This window comes from Leifsonia sp. Y878 (genome assembly GCF_057669685.1).
Window position 1 is genome coordinate 91,186 of sequence record NZ_JBYHFS010000006.1, and the last position, 14,695, is coordinate 105,880.

Annotated in this window: 14 protein-coding genes; 4 read left to right on the plus strand and 10 right to left on the minus strand. The window is 64.2% G+C overall.

Features of this window, described 5'->3' with window-relative positions:
• Positions 1–50 precede the first annotated feature (50 nt).
• On the minus strand, positions 51–1,100 hold the full coding sequence (gene lplAB / locus AC25Y4_RS16670) for a lipoate-protein ligase LplAB (protein ID WP_488121561.1): 1,050 nt from the start codon (positions 1,098–1,100) through the stop codon (positions 51–53).
• A gap of 52 nt (positions 1,101–1,152) precedes the next feature.
• On the opposite strand from lplAB, the gene AC25Y4_RS16675 reads away from it, so the two are divergent.
• Positions 1,153–1,800, plus strand: a complete 648-nt coding sequence (locus AC25Y4_RS16675) for an alpha/beta hydrolase family protein (RefSeq protein ID WP_488121562.1) — start codon at positions 1,153–1,155, stop codon at positions 1,798–1,800.
• Here the strand turns inward: AC25Y4_RS16675 and AC25Y4_RS16680 are convergent.
• Positions 1,797–2,666, minus strand: a complete 870-nt coding sequence (locus AC25Y4_RS16680; protein ID WP_488121563.1) for an alpha/beta fold hydrolase — start codon at positions 2,664–2,666, stop codon at positions 1,797–1,799. The two genes, AC25Y4_RS16675 and AC25Y4_RS16680, sit on opposite strands and share 4 nt — an antisense overlap.
• Before the next feature lie 95 nt (positions 2,667–2,761).
• Between AC25Y4_RS16680 and AC25Y4_RS16685 the strand changes: the two genes are divergently transcribed.
• Positions 2,762–3,238: a MarR family winged helix-turn-helix transcriptional regulator gene (locus AC25Y4_RS16685; protein ID WP_488121564.1), complete on the plus strand. Its 477-nt coding sequence runs from the start codon at positions 2,762–2,764 to the stop codon at positions 3,236–3,238.
• Between the two features lie 5 nt (positions 3,239–3,243).
• Positions 3,244–4,662, plus strand: a complete 1,419-nt coding sequence (locus AC25Y4_RS16690) for an MFS transporter (protein WP_488121565.1) — start codon at positions 3,244–3,246, stop codon at positions 4,660–4,662.
• Positions 4,663–4,799: 137 nt separating this feature from the next.
• Here AC25Y4_RS16690 and AC25Y4_RS16695 read toward each other — a convergent pair whose 3' ends face one another.
• Complete coding sequence (locus AC25Y4_RS16695) at positions 4,800–5,501, minus strand: helix-turn-helix transcriptional regulator (RefSeq protein ID WP_488121566.1); 702 nt, start codon at positions 5,499–5,501, stop codon at positions 4,800–4,802.
• A gap of 73 nt (positions 5,502–5,574) precedes the next feature.
• On the opposite strand from AC25Y4_RS16695, the gene AC25Y4_RS16700 reads away from it, so the two are divergent.
• A complete protein-coding gene (locus AC25Y4_RS16700; protein ID WP_488121567.1) occupies positions 5,575–6,315 on the plus strand; it encodes an alpha/beta fold hydrolase in 741 nt (246 codons plus the stop codon).
• Positions 6,316–6,420: 105 nt separating this feature from the next.
• Here AC25Y4_RS16700 and AC25Y4_RS16705 read toward each other — a convergent pair whose 3' ends face one another.
• From AC25Y4_RS16705 to AC25Y4_RS16735, 7 genes are all read right to left on the minus strand, one after another.
• Positions 6,421–7,893, minus strand: coding sequence for a peptide MFS transporter (locus tag AC25Y4_RS16705; protein WP_488121568.1), 1,473 nt, complete (start codon positions 7,891–7,893; stop codon positions 6,421–6,423).
• A gap of 65 nt (positions 7,894–7,958) precedes the next feature.
• On the minus strand, positions 7,959–9,401 hold the full coding sequence (locus AC25Y4_RS16710; protein ID WP_488121569.1) for an FGGY-family carbohydrate kinase: 1,443 nt from the start codon (positions 9,399–9,401) through the stop codon (positions 7,959–7,961).
• A gap of 1 nt (position 9,402) precedes the next feature.
• A complete protein-coding gene (locus AC25Y4_RS16715) occupies positions 9,403–10,122 on the minus strand; it encodes an HAD family hydrolase (protein ID WP_488121570.1) in 720 nt (239 codons plus the stop codon).
• Positions 10,122–10,895 carry a class II aldolase/adducin family protein gene (locus AC25Y4_RS16720; protein WP_488121571.1) on the minus strand — a complete coding sequence of 258 codons (774 nt, stop codon included), beginning with the start codon at positions 10,893–10,895 and terminating at the stop codon, positions 10,122–10,124. Before AC25Y4_RS16720 ends, AC25Y4_RS16715 begins: the two co-directional genes overlap by 1 nt.
• Positions 10,896–11,999: an ABC transporter permease gene (locus tag AC25Y4_RS16725; RefSeq protein WP_488121572.1), complete on the minus strand. Its 1,104-nt coding sequence runs from the start codon at positions 11,997–11,999 to the stop codon at positions 10,896–10,898.
• Positions 11,996–13,012 (minus strand): ABC transporter permease, encoded by a 1,017-nt coding sequence (locus AC25Y4_RS16730; protein ID WP_488121573.1) that lies wholly within the window; start codon positions 13,010–13,012, stop codon positions 11,996–11,998. Before AC25Y4_RS16730 ends, AC25Y4_RS16725 begins: the two co-directional genes overlap by 4 nt.
• The gene (locus AC25Y4_RS16735) at positions 13,009–14,598 is read right to left on the minus strand and encodes a sugar ABC transporter ATP-binding protein (RefSeq protein ID WP_488121574.1); all 1,590 of its coding nucleotides are present in this window, start codon (positions 14,596–14,598) and stop codon (positions 13,009–13,011) included. The genes AC25Y4_RS16730 and AC25Y4_RS16735 overlap by 4 nt, the downstream gene beginning before the upstream one ends.
• Positions 14,599–14,695: the final 97 nt, after the last annotated feature.

A 14,695-nucleotide genomic window follows, 5' to 3' on the forward strand; every position in this document is an offset into this window, starting at 1 on the left:
GGGCGTCTCAAACTGGGGCCCATCGCTGCACGGGTCACGTCGAATGGGGGCTACGGAACACGGGTCAACCACGCCTCTGTGGCAAATTTCTCTTCGACCAGGCGTTCGGCCCTGGCATATTCCTCCGAAGTAATGTCTCCCTGCGTCGCGCCGTACAGGCCGACGAAGGTCTGCTTCATCCGCTCAATGATCTCGGCGCGTGAGAGTCCGGTCTGGCTGCGCAGCGGATCGACGCGCTTGGCTGCGCTCGTGATGCCCTTGTCGCTCAGCTTCTCGCGACCGATGCGCAGCACCTGCACCATGATCTCGCCGTCCATGTCGTAGCTCATCGTGACGTGGTGCAGCACTCCACCGTTTCCGAAACGCTTCTGGGCGGCGCCGCCGATCTTTCCCTTCGGGCTGGTGATGTCGTTGAGCGGCTGGTAGCTGGCCTCGATGCCGAGCGACTTCAGTGCGACGATCACCCACTCGTCGAGGAACGCGTATGAATCGGCGAAGCTCATGCCCTGCACGAGTTCGGCCGGCACGTAGAGCGAGTATGTGATGACCGCTCCCTTCTCCATCATCATCGCGCCGCCGCCGGAGATGCGCCTGACGACGTCGAAGCCGTACTTGCGCGCCCCTTCTGGGTCGACCTCGTTCTTCAGCGATTGGAAGCTGCCAATGACGACGGCCGATTCCTCCCACTCCCAGATGCGCAGCGTTGGGTTGCGGGTGCCCTCCCCCACCTCAGTGGTGAGCACCTCATCGAGGGCGAGGTGCATGGCAGGGGAAACCGACTTCGTGTGGACGATGTTCCAGTCGTAGTCCTGCCATCCGCTGGCATGAGCCAGTGAGCGGCGGATCGCCACAGCAACAGCCTCAGGGCTGAACCCCAGCAGCGTCGCGCCCTCAGGCAATGCGGCGCGCACGGCCGCCGCGAGCGACGCAGCGTCACTGGTGGCCGGCAGCCCGTTCACAGCCTCGTTGATCGCCTCAAGCGCCTCGTCGGGCTCCAGGAAGAAGTCCCCGGCCAGCCTGAAGTTCGCGATCGTGTCATCGACGACATCGAGGTCAACGACAACGAGCTTGCCGCCTGGAACTTTGTATTCACCATGCATGACGCAAGCCTATGCCTCGCCGCCGAAGCCACCGCCGGACGAGAATGAAGACATGACTACCCTTGAGACGGTCGATCGCGATGATCTGCGCGGTTTCCTGCACCGGCCTGACATCGACCCGATTGCGACCCTGGCTCTCACCCACGGCGCAGGGAGCAACTGCGACACAGTGCTTCTGAAGGCCATTGCCGACGGGTTTGCCGATGCAGGGGTGCAGGTCCTGCGGTTCGACCTCCCGTTTCGGGTGCGTCAGCCCAAGGGCCCACCAGCGCCGGCGCGCGCCGCAGAGGATCGGGCGGGCATCGCGGACACTGTTGCGGCACTGCGCCGTGACTACGCAACTGCCGGCCCGCTCCTTCTCGGTGGCCATTCGTATGGCGGGCGGCAAGCCTCGATGCTTGCGGCCGAGAACCCGGGGGTGGTCGACGGGCTGATCGTGCTCTCCTACCCGCTGCACCCACCTCAGAAGCCGGAGAAGTTGCGCATCGAGCATCTCCCGCAGCTGCGCACCCCAACGGTGATCGTGCATGGCTCTAAAGACGGGTTCGCAACCACGGATGAGATGCAGGCAGCGCTCGCACTCATCCAGGCGCCGACCAGGTTGGTGGAGTTCGAGGGAGCACGACACGACCTGACTGGAGCCAAATTTCCGGTGGTCGAGCAGACCGTCGCGGCGGCCTTCGACCTCTTCGAGCTTTAGGCTGCGGCCGTTCGCGCAGGAGGCAGGTGCTCGTCGAGCCACGCGATGAGGTCTGCCCGCACAGCCTCACGGTTCGTCTCGTTGTAGATCTCGTGGCGAGCGCCGGGGTAGACGATCAGGTGGATGTCGCGCAGTCCAGACCGCTTGGCATAGGCATCCGCTAGTTTGAGCGCGCTCTTCTCGCCGCCGACGGTGTCGTCGCTGCCCACCTGGATCAGGAGGGGCAGGTTGCTCGGCAAGTTCTTCGCTGGGCGACCAAAGAGACGGATGCCGTCACGAATGCCAAATAGTTGGGCAACCGACGCCGAGGTGGTCAGCGGGTCGGCCACGAATTCCTCTGCGACGCTCGGGTCGCGGCTCAGCCACTCCATGCCCGTGGTGCCGAGGTGCTTGTGCCTGCGATTGAGGTCGCCGGTGTCGAGTGACCCCGGCCAGCGGTACGCCGTGCCGCTCAGCACAACGGCGTCGTACTCTGCCGCGTGGTCATTGACGATGATCTGCACCATGAACGATCCCCAGCTGTGGCCGAACAACACGAGCGGCACGCCGGGATTCTCGGTGCGGATGATGCCGCTCAGCTGGTGCACGCCCGCGATGGCAGCGCGCAGGCCGCCGGGACCCAGCCTGCCCATGAGGCTCGTGTTCCCGCCGTGCTGCGCGTATCCGGTCTGTCCGTGGCCCCGATGATCGTCGGCATAGACGGTGTAGCCGGCCTCGTTGAGCGCCTGGGCCAGCTCCACGTAGCGCATGGCGTGTTCACCGACGCCGTGGGCAATTTGCACCAACGCCCGCGGCTGCGCGACCGGCCAGACGTAGTAGGTGATCTCAACGCCATGGGCATCCGTGTAGGTAGGCACGGTGCCCATTCTGGCGTAGGCCGCGCGAAATCGGCAGGAAGCTGGGAGCACTAACACTTAGCCAAGCTAATTTGTTACGCTAACGAAATATCGAAAGGTTCACGATGTCATCTTCGTCAGACGCAACAGCGCCAGGCAGTGAAACCACACTCACCCTGCACGATGCCGTCGCAGAGTTGAGCCACGACTTTCGCCTGGCGAACGGGCGGCTGGCCAGGCGCCTGCGCCAGCAGCAGGCCGACAACGAGGTGACCCCAGGCCAGTTCTCGGCGCTCTGCACGCTGGTCAGCCGGGGGCCGCTGACCCTGGGCGAGCTCAGCGACCAGGAGCGGGTGACCCCGCCGTCCATGAACCGCACGGTGAATGCGCTTGTCGAGTCCGGCCTGGTGCTCAGGGAGAGCTCAGCGGATGACGGTCGGAAGGTTCGGCTGTCCCCCAGCGATGTCGGCAGTGAACTCGTGTTCAAGACCAGGGAGCGTCGGGATGCCTGGATCGCGCAGCGTGTGGTGAAGCTCACCCCGCACCAACAGCAGGTTCTTGCAGAGGCGACCATCATCATGAAGGGGATTGCAGAGAGTTGAGTGCCATGTTCCGCTCATTGAGCGGCATCAACTATCGGATCTGGTTCGCCGGGGCGCTGGTTTCGAACATCGGCACCTGGATGCAGCGCACGGCCCAGGACTGGATCGTGCTCACCCAGCTCACCGACCACAACGCCACCGCCGTCGGCGTCGTGATGGCCCTGCAGTTCGGGCCACAGCTGCTCCTGATGCCGTGGAGCGGCCTGATCGCCGACCGGTTTGACCGGCGCAAACTGCTCATTCTGACCCAGTCACTGATGGGCGTGCTTGGACTTGGCCTCGGCCTCATCACGGTGTTGGGCGTTGTCGAACTCTGGCAGGTTTACCTTTTTGCCTTAGCCCTCGGAGTGGTCTCGGCCATCGATGCCCCTGCCCGCCAGACGTTCGTCGGCGAACTCGTCACCACAGAGAACATGTCAAATGCCGTCGCGCTCAACTCGGCCTCGTTCAACGGCGCCCGCCTGATCGGCCCCGCCGTCGCCGGCGTGCTGACTGCGGCGGTCGGCGCTGGTTGGGTGTTCATGATCAACGCAGGGACGTTTGCCTTCACCGTGCTCGCCATGTTCTTGCTGCGGAAGTCCTTGCTGCGCCCGCAGCCGCGCGCCTCCCGTGAACGCGGGCAACTGATGGCCGGTTTCCGCTATGTGAGGAGCCGGCCCGACATCATCGTCGTGCTCATCGTGGTCTTTCTCGTCGGAACCTTCGGCTTCAACTTCGCCATCTTCACCTCGACCATGGCCACCGTCACATTCGGCCTCGGGGCAAGCGAGTTCGGTTTCCTCAGCTCGATCATGGCCATCGGCTCCGTCGCTGGGGCGTTGATGGCCGCCCGCAGAGCCGAGGCCCGCCTGCGCCTCGTCCTGGTCGGCGCCGCCGCCTTCGGCGTGTTCTGCGCAGTCGCCGCCTTCATGCCGACCTACAACTTGTTCGCCTTCTCGCTGGTCTTCGTCGGTTTCTCCTCACTCACCCTGATGACCACGGCCAATGCCTACGTGCAAACGACGACAGAGCCGGCCATGCGCGGCCGCGTGATGGCCCTCTACATGGCAATCTTTGCCGGCGGCACCCCGCTCGGCGCCCCACTCGTCGGCTGGGTGGCCGACCAGTTCGGTCCGCGCTGGGCGGTCGGAGTCGCGGCAGCCTCCGGAATTCTCGCCGCCATTGCCATCCTGATCTGGATGGTGAAGTACCGCGACCTGCGCGTGCGCCTGCGCCTGCGCGGCGCCCAGCTCTCCCGGGTGCGTTACGCGGGCGACGGGCTTCCGGCGACGGCAGCCGTGCGCGTCGTCAGAGTGGATGCAATCGGAGCGGATGCCATCAGAGCGGATGCCGGCGGCACGACACTCACTGACGACCTCGAGGCCGAAGACCGCGAGACGGCAACCAGGGAGATCGCCATCGTCGAGGCGACGGCACCGCGCTAGTCGAGCACCGCGAGCTAGTCGAGCACCGCGAGCGAGCCGAGCACCGCGAGCGAGCCGAGCACCGCGAGCTGGCCGAGCACCGCGAGCTGGCCAGGCAGCTCGCTAGCTGCGCTGACCGGAGAGGTTGATTGGGTGACTCACTCGCCCCGACCGTGCACCGGTCTGGCGTTCGCTGGGGGTTCTCCGACTTCCTGGACGGTATGGTCGCCGCAGGCCGTCTTGGTTACGCTGGCCCGCTCGATGCGCGACACGGTGAACCATCGCATTGCGTTGCGCAGTCGGCACCACCCAACGAGGTACCAGTTGCCGTTCGTGGAGGCGAACAGCACGGGTTCGACGTCGCGGGTGGTCGTGGTCCCGTCTCCCGATGTGTAGCGAATACGGATGACTCGCTGCTCGGCCATCGCCTCCTCCAGTGCCGACCTGATTGTGCGCGAAGCGGAGGAGGGAATCGCGTTGACCCAAACGCGGCCGGCCAGCTCGTCGGCTCTTGCTCGGGTTCTGGGATCGAGGACGTCCAGGATCTTCTGGATCCCGGCTGCTGCCAGATCGGCGTATGGGGCATCTGGGGCAGCGGACACGGCCGCCATGAGCGCCACGGCCTGCGCTGGGGACAGGCTGACAGGCGGCAGGGATGCGCCTATGGCCAATCCATAGCCACCGCCAGGACCTGGGCGCGACCATACGGGCGCGCCGCTGTTCTCGAGGGCAGCGAGGTCTCTCTTGACGGTGCGCACGGACACGCTGAACTCTCTCGCGAGCCGCTCGGCGGAGCACCCCCGTGATCCGTTCCGGCGCAGCATCTCGGACAGGGCATGGAGTCGTTCTGCTCGTTTCACCGTTCTGCCCGCATCAAATTCATGACACAAATAGTGACACACACCTGCCCGTAGCGCCTACGAAGGTAGTGACATGACAACAACTACGAGCAGTCCGACCATCATTCTCATCGCCGGCCACTGGCTGGGCGCTTGGGCGTGGGATGACGTCCTTGAACACCTGAAAACCGACCACTCTCGTGCAATCGCGATGACGCTGCCTGGTCTCGATGGGGACGATCCTGAGCGTGCGGCGAAGACTCTCGACGATCAAGCCGCAGCGGTCCTGGACGTCTTCGCTCGACTCGGAGTCTCCGAGGATCAGCCCGCGACTATCGTCGCTCACAGTGGGGCGAACGCCCCCGTCAGCCTTGTCCTTGACCGGCACCCTGAGCTTGTTCATCGGGTGGTGTGGGTCGACTCCGGCCCTGTGGCGACGGGAAGCGTCTTCGCCCCAGACCTCCCGGAGGGGTTGGAGGAGCTTCCGCTGCCGTCCTTCGACGTCCTCGCACAGCAGGCGAGTCTCGAAGGCCTGAGCAGAGAGGTCCTTGAGCGTTTTCGGGCACGGGCCGTCCCTGAGCCGGGCCCCGTGCTTCGTCAGCCCGTCGAGCTCACGAACGATGCACGCCGCACGGTCAAGACCACCCTGGTGTGCTGCTCGATCCCGAGCGCGCAGGTGCTGGAGCTGGCCCGCGCAGGCCATGCCATGTTTGCCGAAGTCGCGAACCTCGAGCACCTCGACGTCATCGACCTCCCGACGGGGCATTGGCCCATGTGGAGCCGTCCCCGCGACCTCGCCACGGCCATTCAGTCAGCGGCTTCTCGAACCAACTGAACTGCCCGTACAACCTGAAGGCGTCAGCCAACCTGAAGGCGTCAGCCAACCTGAAGGGGCCAGCCGAATCCGGCTGGCCCCTTTCCGTCTCCACCGCACCCTGGTCTAGCGAACCCCGCTCATCAGGCGCAGGATCGGGCGGGTGAACAGGCCGAGGATGAGGCCGAGCACGATCGCAATGCCGCCAAGCACCCCGAAGTACAGCTGTTCAGGGGCAGTCGCGTACCACTCGGCCAGCCGACCAGAAATGGCCGTGCCGAGGGCGACAGACAGGAAGAACAGTGCGACCATCTGGGTCTTGAACAGCTCTGGGGCGAGCTTCGTTGACACCGACAGTCCGACTGGCGACAGCAACAGCTCGGCGATTGTGAAGACCAGGAGGATGCCGACCATTGCCAACAAGGGGGTTGAATTCGCTCCTCCCCCGGCGAACGGCAGGAAGAGCAGGAAAGCCACACCCATGATCGCGGTGCCGAAGGCGAACTTCACCGGGGTCGACGGCTGCTTCGAGCCCCACTTGGTCCAGAGGGCCGCGAACGCTCCCGACAGCACGATGATGAAAATCGGGTTGATCGACTGCACCCACGACACCGGCATGGTCCAGCCGAGGAGACCGCGGTCAAGGCGCAGGTCGGAGTAGATCGTCACCACCGTGAACTGCTGCTGATAGAGCGACCAGAACGCCACACTCGCAATGAAAAGCGGGATGAACGCATAGACGCGCTTCCGCTCCACCGGCGAGATATGCCTGTTGGTCAGGATCACAACGAAGTACGAAATGGATGCCAGGATCGTCACGACGATCACGATGGTCACCAGGTTCGTTGCCGTAATGATGCCCGTGAGCGCCAGCACCACGATGATCACGATGACGGCGACCGCGATGAGCCCGTATGGCAGGTACCTGCTGCGCGGCAGCGGGTCTGGGACCTCGCGGGACGAGTCCGGCAGGCGCTTCCGCCCGAACGAATACTGGGTGAGACCGATGGCCATTCCGACGGCGGCCAAACCGAATCCCCAGTGGAAGCCGACGGTCGACTGCAGGAGGCCGGTGAGGATGGGGCCAAAGAACGCGCCCAGGTTGATGCCGAGGTAGAACAGCGAGAACCCGGCGTCGCGCCGGGGATCTTCCTTGCGGTACAGCGTTCCGACGACGGACGTCGCGTTGGCCTTGAGGCCACCGCTACCGAACGCAATCAGGATCAACCCGACGATGACGCCAGCGACGCCCGGGATGAGTGCCAGCCCGATGTGCCCGAACATAATCACGAACGCGCTGATGTAGAGCACACGCTCAGAGCCCGCCAGCCTGTCTGCGATCCAGGCGCCGAGAATCGTCGACAGGTACACAGCGCCGCCGTACGCGCCCACGATGCCGGCCGCCGTCACCTGCGGAATACCGAGGCCGCCCTCTGCCGCCGAGTAGTACAAGTAGAGCAGCAGGATGCCCTGCATCCCGTAGAACGAGAAGCGCTCCCACATCTCGACGCCGAAAATACTCGCTAGCGCGCGAGGCTGCCCGAAGAACTTGTGGTCGTCCTGGGGGGTGCCAGAATCCGGCTCCGCGATCCTAGTCATACATCGACGATACCCCCGCTCTCGGCGAATGGACGACCCCGGTACCGCTGAAAAGCGAGGCTCAGCTAGCTATCCAGATACCCCTCACGGCGCAGCTCGGCCAGGAAGAGGTCGTAGCGATCGCTGAGCCCGGCAACCTGCGCGGGGTCGGGTTCAATGACACTCGATGAGCCCGCCATTCGGGACGTGACAGCTGGCAGACCCTCAGCCACCAGACCGTTCGCCGCAAGGATCGCCGCACCAAACGCGCTCGATCTATTGAGCGGGACGACAACTTCGCGACCGAGGATCGACGCCCTGATGACGTTCCAGGTCGGGCTGGAACTGCCTCCACCGCTGAGGTGGTGTCGACCGAGCGGCACTCCAAGCCCGCGAAGTCGTGTCAAGCCGAGCCGCTCGACAAAGCCGACACCTTCCAGCACTGCTCGGTGCCGTTCGGTCGGATCCGTCGTCGTCAACGATGCGCCACTGTGGTCTATCGAGAATCCCTGCAACGTACTGTCTGCCACGGGGAACCGCTCACCAACCCCTGGCAGCGGGTACATGACAACGGACGCCCCGCCGAGTGCTGCCGCACGCCGATCAGATTCCCGCACATCGAGGGTGGCCGCAGCTTCGCGCCCGAGCACACCGGCACCGGAGTTGGAGGCACCCCCCACCCAGAAGGATCCATCAGGAGCCACATGCGAATAGACGCCGAACGATGGCTCAGTGATCTCGGTCTCGCACACGGCTTTCAGCACCAGAGTGGTGCCGAGTACCCCCACGGTATCGCCCGCGCTGACCGCTCCCGTCGCCAGCTGAGAGGTGCAGCCATCGGTCATCCCAGACACAATGACCACACCTTTCGGCAGCCCGAGCGAGCGCGCGATCGAATCCGTCACAGTACCTATCGCTCGGCCGGGGGCCACGACGTCTGGCATCCGCTTCACATCCAGCCCTAGCGTGGCCAGCGCCTTGTCATTCCAGGTTCGAGTGACGGGGTCGATCCCACTCTTCAGAGCGTGGGAGGTATCACTCGACACAATTTCGCCGGCAAGCGCCGCCGCGACGCAATCGGGTGTGAAGAGGTAGCGTGCCGCCGGCCGATTCCGGTCAAGCCATGCGGTGCGGGCTAAAGCGGTCGACGGTCGCACGGCTTGTCCCGTTCGTGCCAGTTCGGCCAGTTCTGCGGCGCCTCGTGCGTCGTTGTAGAGCAGAGCAGGACCCGCTGGACGCCCGCGATCATCCGTTGGAACGATCGTGCCGCTCGTACCCGTGATCGACAGAGCGCTGATGCCACGCGCGTTCCGCCCGAGATCGGCCATCAGCATGGCGATCAGCCGCTGTGCCACCTCAGCGTATGCTGGCGCCTGCTCACGCACACCGTTGCAGCCCTGAGGTTCGGGCAGCGACGCCGTTCTCTCAGCGATGGTGACGCCCGTCTCCGCATCAACCGCGATCACCCGGGCGTTCGCAGTAGCAAGATCAATGCCGAGGACGATGGCACGACCGCTGATCCCGGTCACATCACTCAGCTCTTTGCAGCGACGGCGAGGTGCCGAACGGATCGGTGGATAGCAGCCGCTCAGCGAGTCCGCCAAGCGAGTACACGGCGAGGTCGGGTTCGGCGAGCTGCTCGATGCTCGGCTCGTCGGGCGCCTCACCGCGCAGCACCCACACAGCGCGAAGGCCGACAGCCTTCGCCGGCCGAACATCGGTGTCAAGGCGGTTGCCAATGTGCACCGCCTCGCCAGGCGCCACTCCAGCTTCGTTCAGGCACCAGCGAAAGAGCTCTGGTGACGGCTTTTCAAAGCCGACAACTGCCGAGACTCCCCAGACGTCGATCAGCTCACCGAGTCCGTCGCGATGTAGCGCATCAATGACCGGCGCTTCCTGGTTGGCCAGCACGCCGATCCTCACCCGACCCGCTAGCTGCCGAAAGAATGGCAGGACATCGTCGTACATCGTCCCAGGCGGGTGGGACCAATACGTGCGGGTGAGCTCGTGTAGTTCGTGCTTGCGATCGACGCTCCCCAGGAAATCTGCAGCGAGCGCCTCTCGCAGGGACCCACTTTGCTGCGCACGGATTCTGTTGTAGACCTGACGGAATTGTGATCGATCGACTGCCCCGTTACCATCGCGCTCCCTCAGCTCATCGAGGGCGGTGAGCACAGCGGCGACGAAGTTTTCGTCGTCGTAGATCGGACCGCCGATGTCGCAGAAGACCCCACGCACCACCGGCGGCACTAGTTCGTTCCCGCCAGCGCCTTGCGTCGTTCTGCGAAGTCTTCCCTCTCGAAATACTTGGCTACGACGTCAGCACCGAGTCCGGCCACTCCGCCGATCGCGTAGGCATTCAGGCGCACGCGAGCACCCTTGACGGCCATCAACGAGATGGCCTCCGCCCCAGCGGTGCTGGATGCAATTGCGACGATTCCGTGGTTGCCGAGGAGCACGAGCGACGGCAGCGTGCCGTGCTTGTCCACGTACGCCTGCAGGTGGCTGTAGAACAACCGGCCCAGATCAATGCCGGGCTGCGCGTATGGCACGAACAACGGCACGCCGAGCACGACGGCCTCGTCTGAGTACACCGCTTCGTCGAATGCCGTCGCCGCGTGCACGCTGGCGAGCAACGACACCACAGCAGTCGGATGCGTGTGGGCCACGAACGCTACCGGCGAAATGGCCTGCACCGCAACGTGGATGAGTGTTTCGATCGAACCGCGCCGGTGGACACCCCCATGCTCGCCAGCGTCGAGCGCGGTCGTGAGGTCGGCCTGGGCCGTAGCTGGTTCGTTCATGAGCGCGACCAGCGGAGCAACGTCAACGATGACGAATTCGTCGCTCGTTGATGTCGCCATATTCGACCCCGACGTTTTGACCGCCATACGGCCGTCGGTTAGGCGCTGGGAGGTGTTCCCTTCCGCGAGGATCACGAGGTCTTTCGCTGGTTCTCCCAGTGAGCGGGTCAGGGTGACGAGCTCATCGGTGACGAGGGTGGGATTCCATTCGGTTGCCATTTAGATACCTCCATACTTGCGCTTGGTGATTCCGTTCAGCAGCGAGGCGAAGATCAGCACGAGTCCGAGCGCGAGCAGCTGGAACTGCGTGCCGTCGTTGCCGGGCAGCGCCAACAGGATGCCGGCGTTGATCCAGACGATCAGCAAGGTGGAAAGCACGATGCCGGACACTCGGCCGATGCCGCCGGTGATCGCCACACCGCCGAGCACCGCGATGGTAATCGATGGCAGTGCCATGCCGTTGCCGCTTGTGCCGGCATCCGGTCTGGCCGATGCGAACTGGGCGACGGTGACCACCGCGACGAGCCCGGAGATCACTCCGGAGAGGATGTACACGGTCATACGGTTCGACTTCACGTCGATCCCAGACCACGTGGCAGCAATATCGTTCGTGCCGAGCGCGTAGAGACGTCGACCGAAGGTGGTCTTATTCAGGAGCACCCAGACGATCACGATTGTGGGGACGAGGAAGGTGAAGATGCCGAGCGGCACGAGAGGCAGAGAGCCACCGATCAAGGGAAGCTCGATCGACTGCGCTGCGGAATAGAAGTCCTGGATGACCGGCGAGTTCACGGGCTTCTGATCGCTGACAACCAGTGCGAGTGAGCGGAACGCGTAGTAGGTGGCCAGCGTTGCAATCAGCGGCGGGAAGCCGACGTATGACACCAGGACGCCGTTGACGGCGCCACACGCTCCGCCGACCACGACGGCCAGGACCAGTGCCGCCAAGAGGCTCCAACCCCAGATTCCGTATGCCAGCCCGAAAATCACGCTGGTGAGCGACACGATTGACCCGACTGACAGGTCAATGCCGCCCCGGCCAGAGAGGATCACCAAGAGCTGGGCAAGCCCGAGCATCGCCAACGGAACCGCGCTGATCAACGCTGACGCCATGTAGTCGGCGTCGAAGGCACCGCTCAGGGCGCCTGCTGCATCCAGCACAGACATGACGACAACGACGATGACAATGAGTACGGCGAGCAGGACGACCCGCTGCGTGAGCAGCGCTTCCAGTGCGCGAGCGACCAGAGGGCGTCCCGCTGGGCTCTTTCCCTGCGGCGATGCGCCGGGCGAGGTTGATGGGCGATCCGTTGTGATGGTCATGCTTTTCTCCTGGCTCGCTCGCGGAGTAGGTCGGTGCCGACGGCGATGATGATGAACAACCCCACGAAGAGGTTTGCGAGCTGTGAGGGCCATCCGATCTGAGTCACGCCCGAGGTGACGGTCTGCACCAGGATGGCGCCGAGTAAGGTGCCGATCACTGAACCGCGGCCCCCGAGGATCGAGGTCCCTCCGATGACGACGGCGGCGATCACTGCTAGTTCCCGTCCTGATCCGACTGCCTGGTCGAGCGTCGCGGTTCCCGCAGCGATGAAGAAGCAGGCCGCGAGCCCCACGAGGGCTCCGGTGAGGCCGTATGCGATCATCACCCGTGGCTGGACCTTGATTCCGGCCAGACGCGCAGCCTGCGCATTGCCACCAATTGCAAACAGGTTACGGCCGCCGGACGTGTGCCGCAGGTACCACCAGGCGATAGCCACGACAACGATCGTGATGGCGAAGCTGTGCGGGATCCCGAAGGTGCGTCCGGCCTCGCCTCGCCCGAATACATCGAGGGTCGACGGGATGCCGTTGACAGTGGATGACCCGAAGACCCGCAGCGCGAGGAACTGAAAGATGTTCGCCGTTCCAAAGGTGATGATGATGGCGTGAACTCGACCGTAAGCGATGAGCACGCCGTTCAGTACGCCGAGCACGATACCGAGGCCGACCGAGATAGCGATGGCCGCGATGAGGGGAACGTCAAGGTTCACCAGGAACTTCGCAGTGACCACTGCGCAGAGCATGATCGCGCCACCGACAGAGACATCGATCCCGGCCGTGATGATGATGAAGGTCATCCCGACGCCGATCAGGGCGATGGGTGCGACGGATACCAGGAGCGGCTGAATCGATCCCGGGCTGAGGAAAGCAGGGGTGAAGAGCCCGAGCAGGATCCACAGTGCCGCAATGACGCCGAGCAACACAAATTCCTGACCGGTCACCGGAGAGGGCAGAATGCGCCGAGCAGTTGCCCGCGCAGGGGTAGGCGGAGCGGTGCGCTGGTCGATGGTCATGCGATCTCCTCCGAAGCGGGGGTCATGGGCTGCGCCGTGTCGGCTGTGGAGCCTGCACTCGGCTCGTCGGACCAGACACCGGCTGCCGCTGCAAGAATCTCGACCTGGGTTGCATCTGCTCCAAATTCCGCGGCAATTTTGCCGGCCCGAATGACGAGAATGCGGTCGGAGATGCGGAGCACCTCTCCGAGGTCGCTGGTCACCACAAGCACTGCCGTGCCCTGATCGGCCAGCCCAGAGACGATGCGGTGAATCTCTTCTTTCGCACCGACGTCCACGCCCTGCGTCGGCTCGGCGAGCACGAGAACCTCGGGACGCTTGACGAGTTGTCTGGCGAGCACGACCTTTTGCGCATTGCCCCCCGACATCGCACTGATCGGCTGGCTCTGGCTCGGCGTCTTGACCGCGAGGCGCTTGATGAAGTCCTGCGCTATTTCACGTTCGCGGCGTTTGGTAACCCAACCGGGAATCCGGCTGAGCAGTGACAACTCGCCGACGGTGATGTTGAATGCGATGCTCTGAAAGGAGAAAGATCCCTGGGCTGAGCGGTTGGCCGGCAGCAGGTGGATGCCGAGTCGCTTGGCCTGGGTGGGGTTCTTCACTGTGACTGGCTTGCCAGCCAGCAGCATCTTGCCAGACGTCGCCCTGTCGACACCATAAATGACGCTGGCGATGTCGCCGGCGCCGGAGCCGACCAGCCCGTACAGGCCGACGATCTCACCGGAACGGACACTGAGGTCGATGTCCGAGAATCGTCCATCTCTGGTGAGCCCGTCGAGTTCGAGCACGACGGGGCCGGGGGTGGAGTCCTCCTGCGATCGGGTCTCCCCGAGCACGCCACCGACCATGAGTTCGGCTATCTGCCGCACGGAGAGTTCCCCGATCGGCTGGGTGGTGATGGTCTGGCCGTCGCGCATAACGGTAACCTCGTCAGCGATCCGGAAGAGCTCATCGAGTCGGTGGGAGATGTAGATGACCGCGACTCCCGACGCGGTCAACCGACGGATGACGGTGAAGAGCACTTCGATCTCTGAGTCAGTCAGGATGGCTGACGGTTCGTCGAGAATCAGCACTGACGCGTCGCCGGCGAGCGCCTTGGCGATGGAGACCTGCTGTTGCGCGGCGATGGATAGAGTGCCGACCGGGGCGGTTGCAAGGCTCTCTGGTAGCCCGACCGTATCGAGGAGGCCATGCATCTGATCAGCCTGGCCCGACCAGTCGACCCTAATTCCGCGCTTGATCTCGCGGCCGACGAACACATTCTCGGCCACACTGAGCTCAGGAAACAGCTGCGGCTCCTGGTAGACCGTCTGCACGCCGAGATCGAGGGCGTCGGTTGTCGATGTGATCGTGGTGGGGACGCCGTCGAAGGTGATCGTGCCGGCGTCGGCCCGCTCTGCACCGGCGATGATTTTGATCAGGGTGGATTTGCCGGCGCCATTTTCACCGACGAGGGCGTGCACGGTGCCGGGTCGGATGGCGATCTCTGCGTGCCTGATCGCGCGCACGCCACCGTAGCTCTTGACGATGTCCCGCATTTCGAGTCGATACTCCGACCCTGCTTGCGGTGTGAGGTCTGGGCTCATGGCCGACTCACTCCTTGCTTGTCTCATGATGACTATCAGTGGAGCTGTTCGGGGGTGCCACACTGGGCGCCCCCGAACAGCTCTGGGGGGTGAACCT

Excerpts from the sequence above, each read along its gene's own strand:
- AC25Y4_RS16735 (WP_488121574.1), bottom strand. The coding sequence starts at position 14,598 with ATGAGCCCAGACCTCACACCGCAAGCAGGGTCGGAGTATCGACTCGAA.
- AC25Y4_RS16720 (WP_488121571.1), bottom strand. The coding sequence starts at position 10,895 with ATGGCAACCGAATGGAATCCCACCCTCGTCACCGATGAGCTCGTCACC.
- AC25Y4_RS16680 (WP_488121563.1), bottom strand. The coding sequence starts at position 2,666 with ATGGGCACCGTGCCTACCTACACGGATGCCCATGGCGTTGAGATCACC.
- AC25Y4_RS16690 (WP_488121565.1), top strand. The coding sequence starts at position 3,244 with ATGTTCCGCTCATTGAGCGGCATCAACTATCGGATCTGGTTCGCCGGG.
- AC25Y4_RS16730 (WP_488121573.1), bottom strand. The coding sequence starts at position 13,012 with ATGACCATCGACCAGCGCACCGCTCCGCCTACCCCTGCGCGGGCAACT.
- AC25Y4_RS16685 (WP_488121564.1), top strand. The coding sequence starts at position 2,762 with ATGTCATCTTCGTCAGACGCAACAGCGCCAGGCAGTGAAACCACACTC.
- AC25Y4_RS16705 (WP_488121568.1), bottom strand. The coding sequence starts at position 7,893 with ATGACTAGGATCGCGGAGCCGGATTCTGGCACCCCCCAGGACGACCAC.
- AC25Y4_RS16725 (WP_488121572.1), bottom strand. The coding sequence starts at position 11,999 with ATGACCATCACAACGGATCGCCCATCAACCTCGCCCGGCGCATCGCCG.
- AC25Y4_RS16675 (WP_488121562.1), top strand. The coding sequence starts at position 1,153 with ATGACTACCCTTGAGACGGTCGATCGCGATGATCTGCGCGGTTTCCTG.
- lplAB (WP_488121561.1), bottom strand. The coding sequence starts at position 1,100 with ATGCATGGTGAATACAAAGTTCCAGGCGGCAAGCTCGTTGTCGTTGAC.
- AC25Y4_RS16700 (WP_488121567.1), top strand. The coding sequence starts at position 5,575 with ATGACAACAACTACGAGCAGTCCGACCATCATTCTCATCGCCGGCCAC.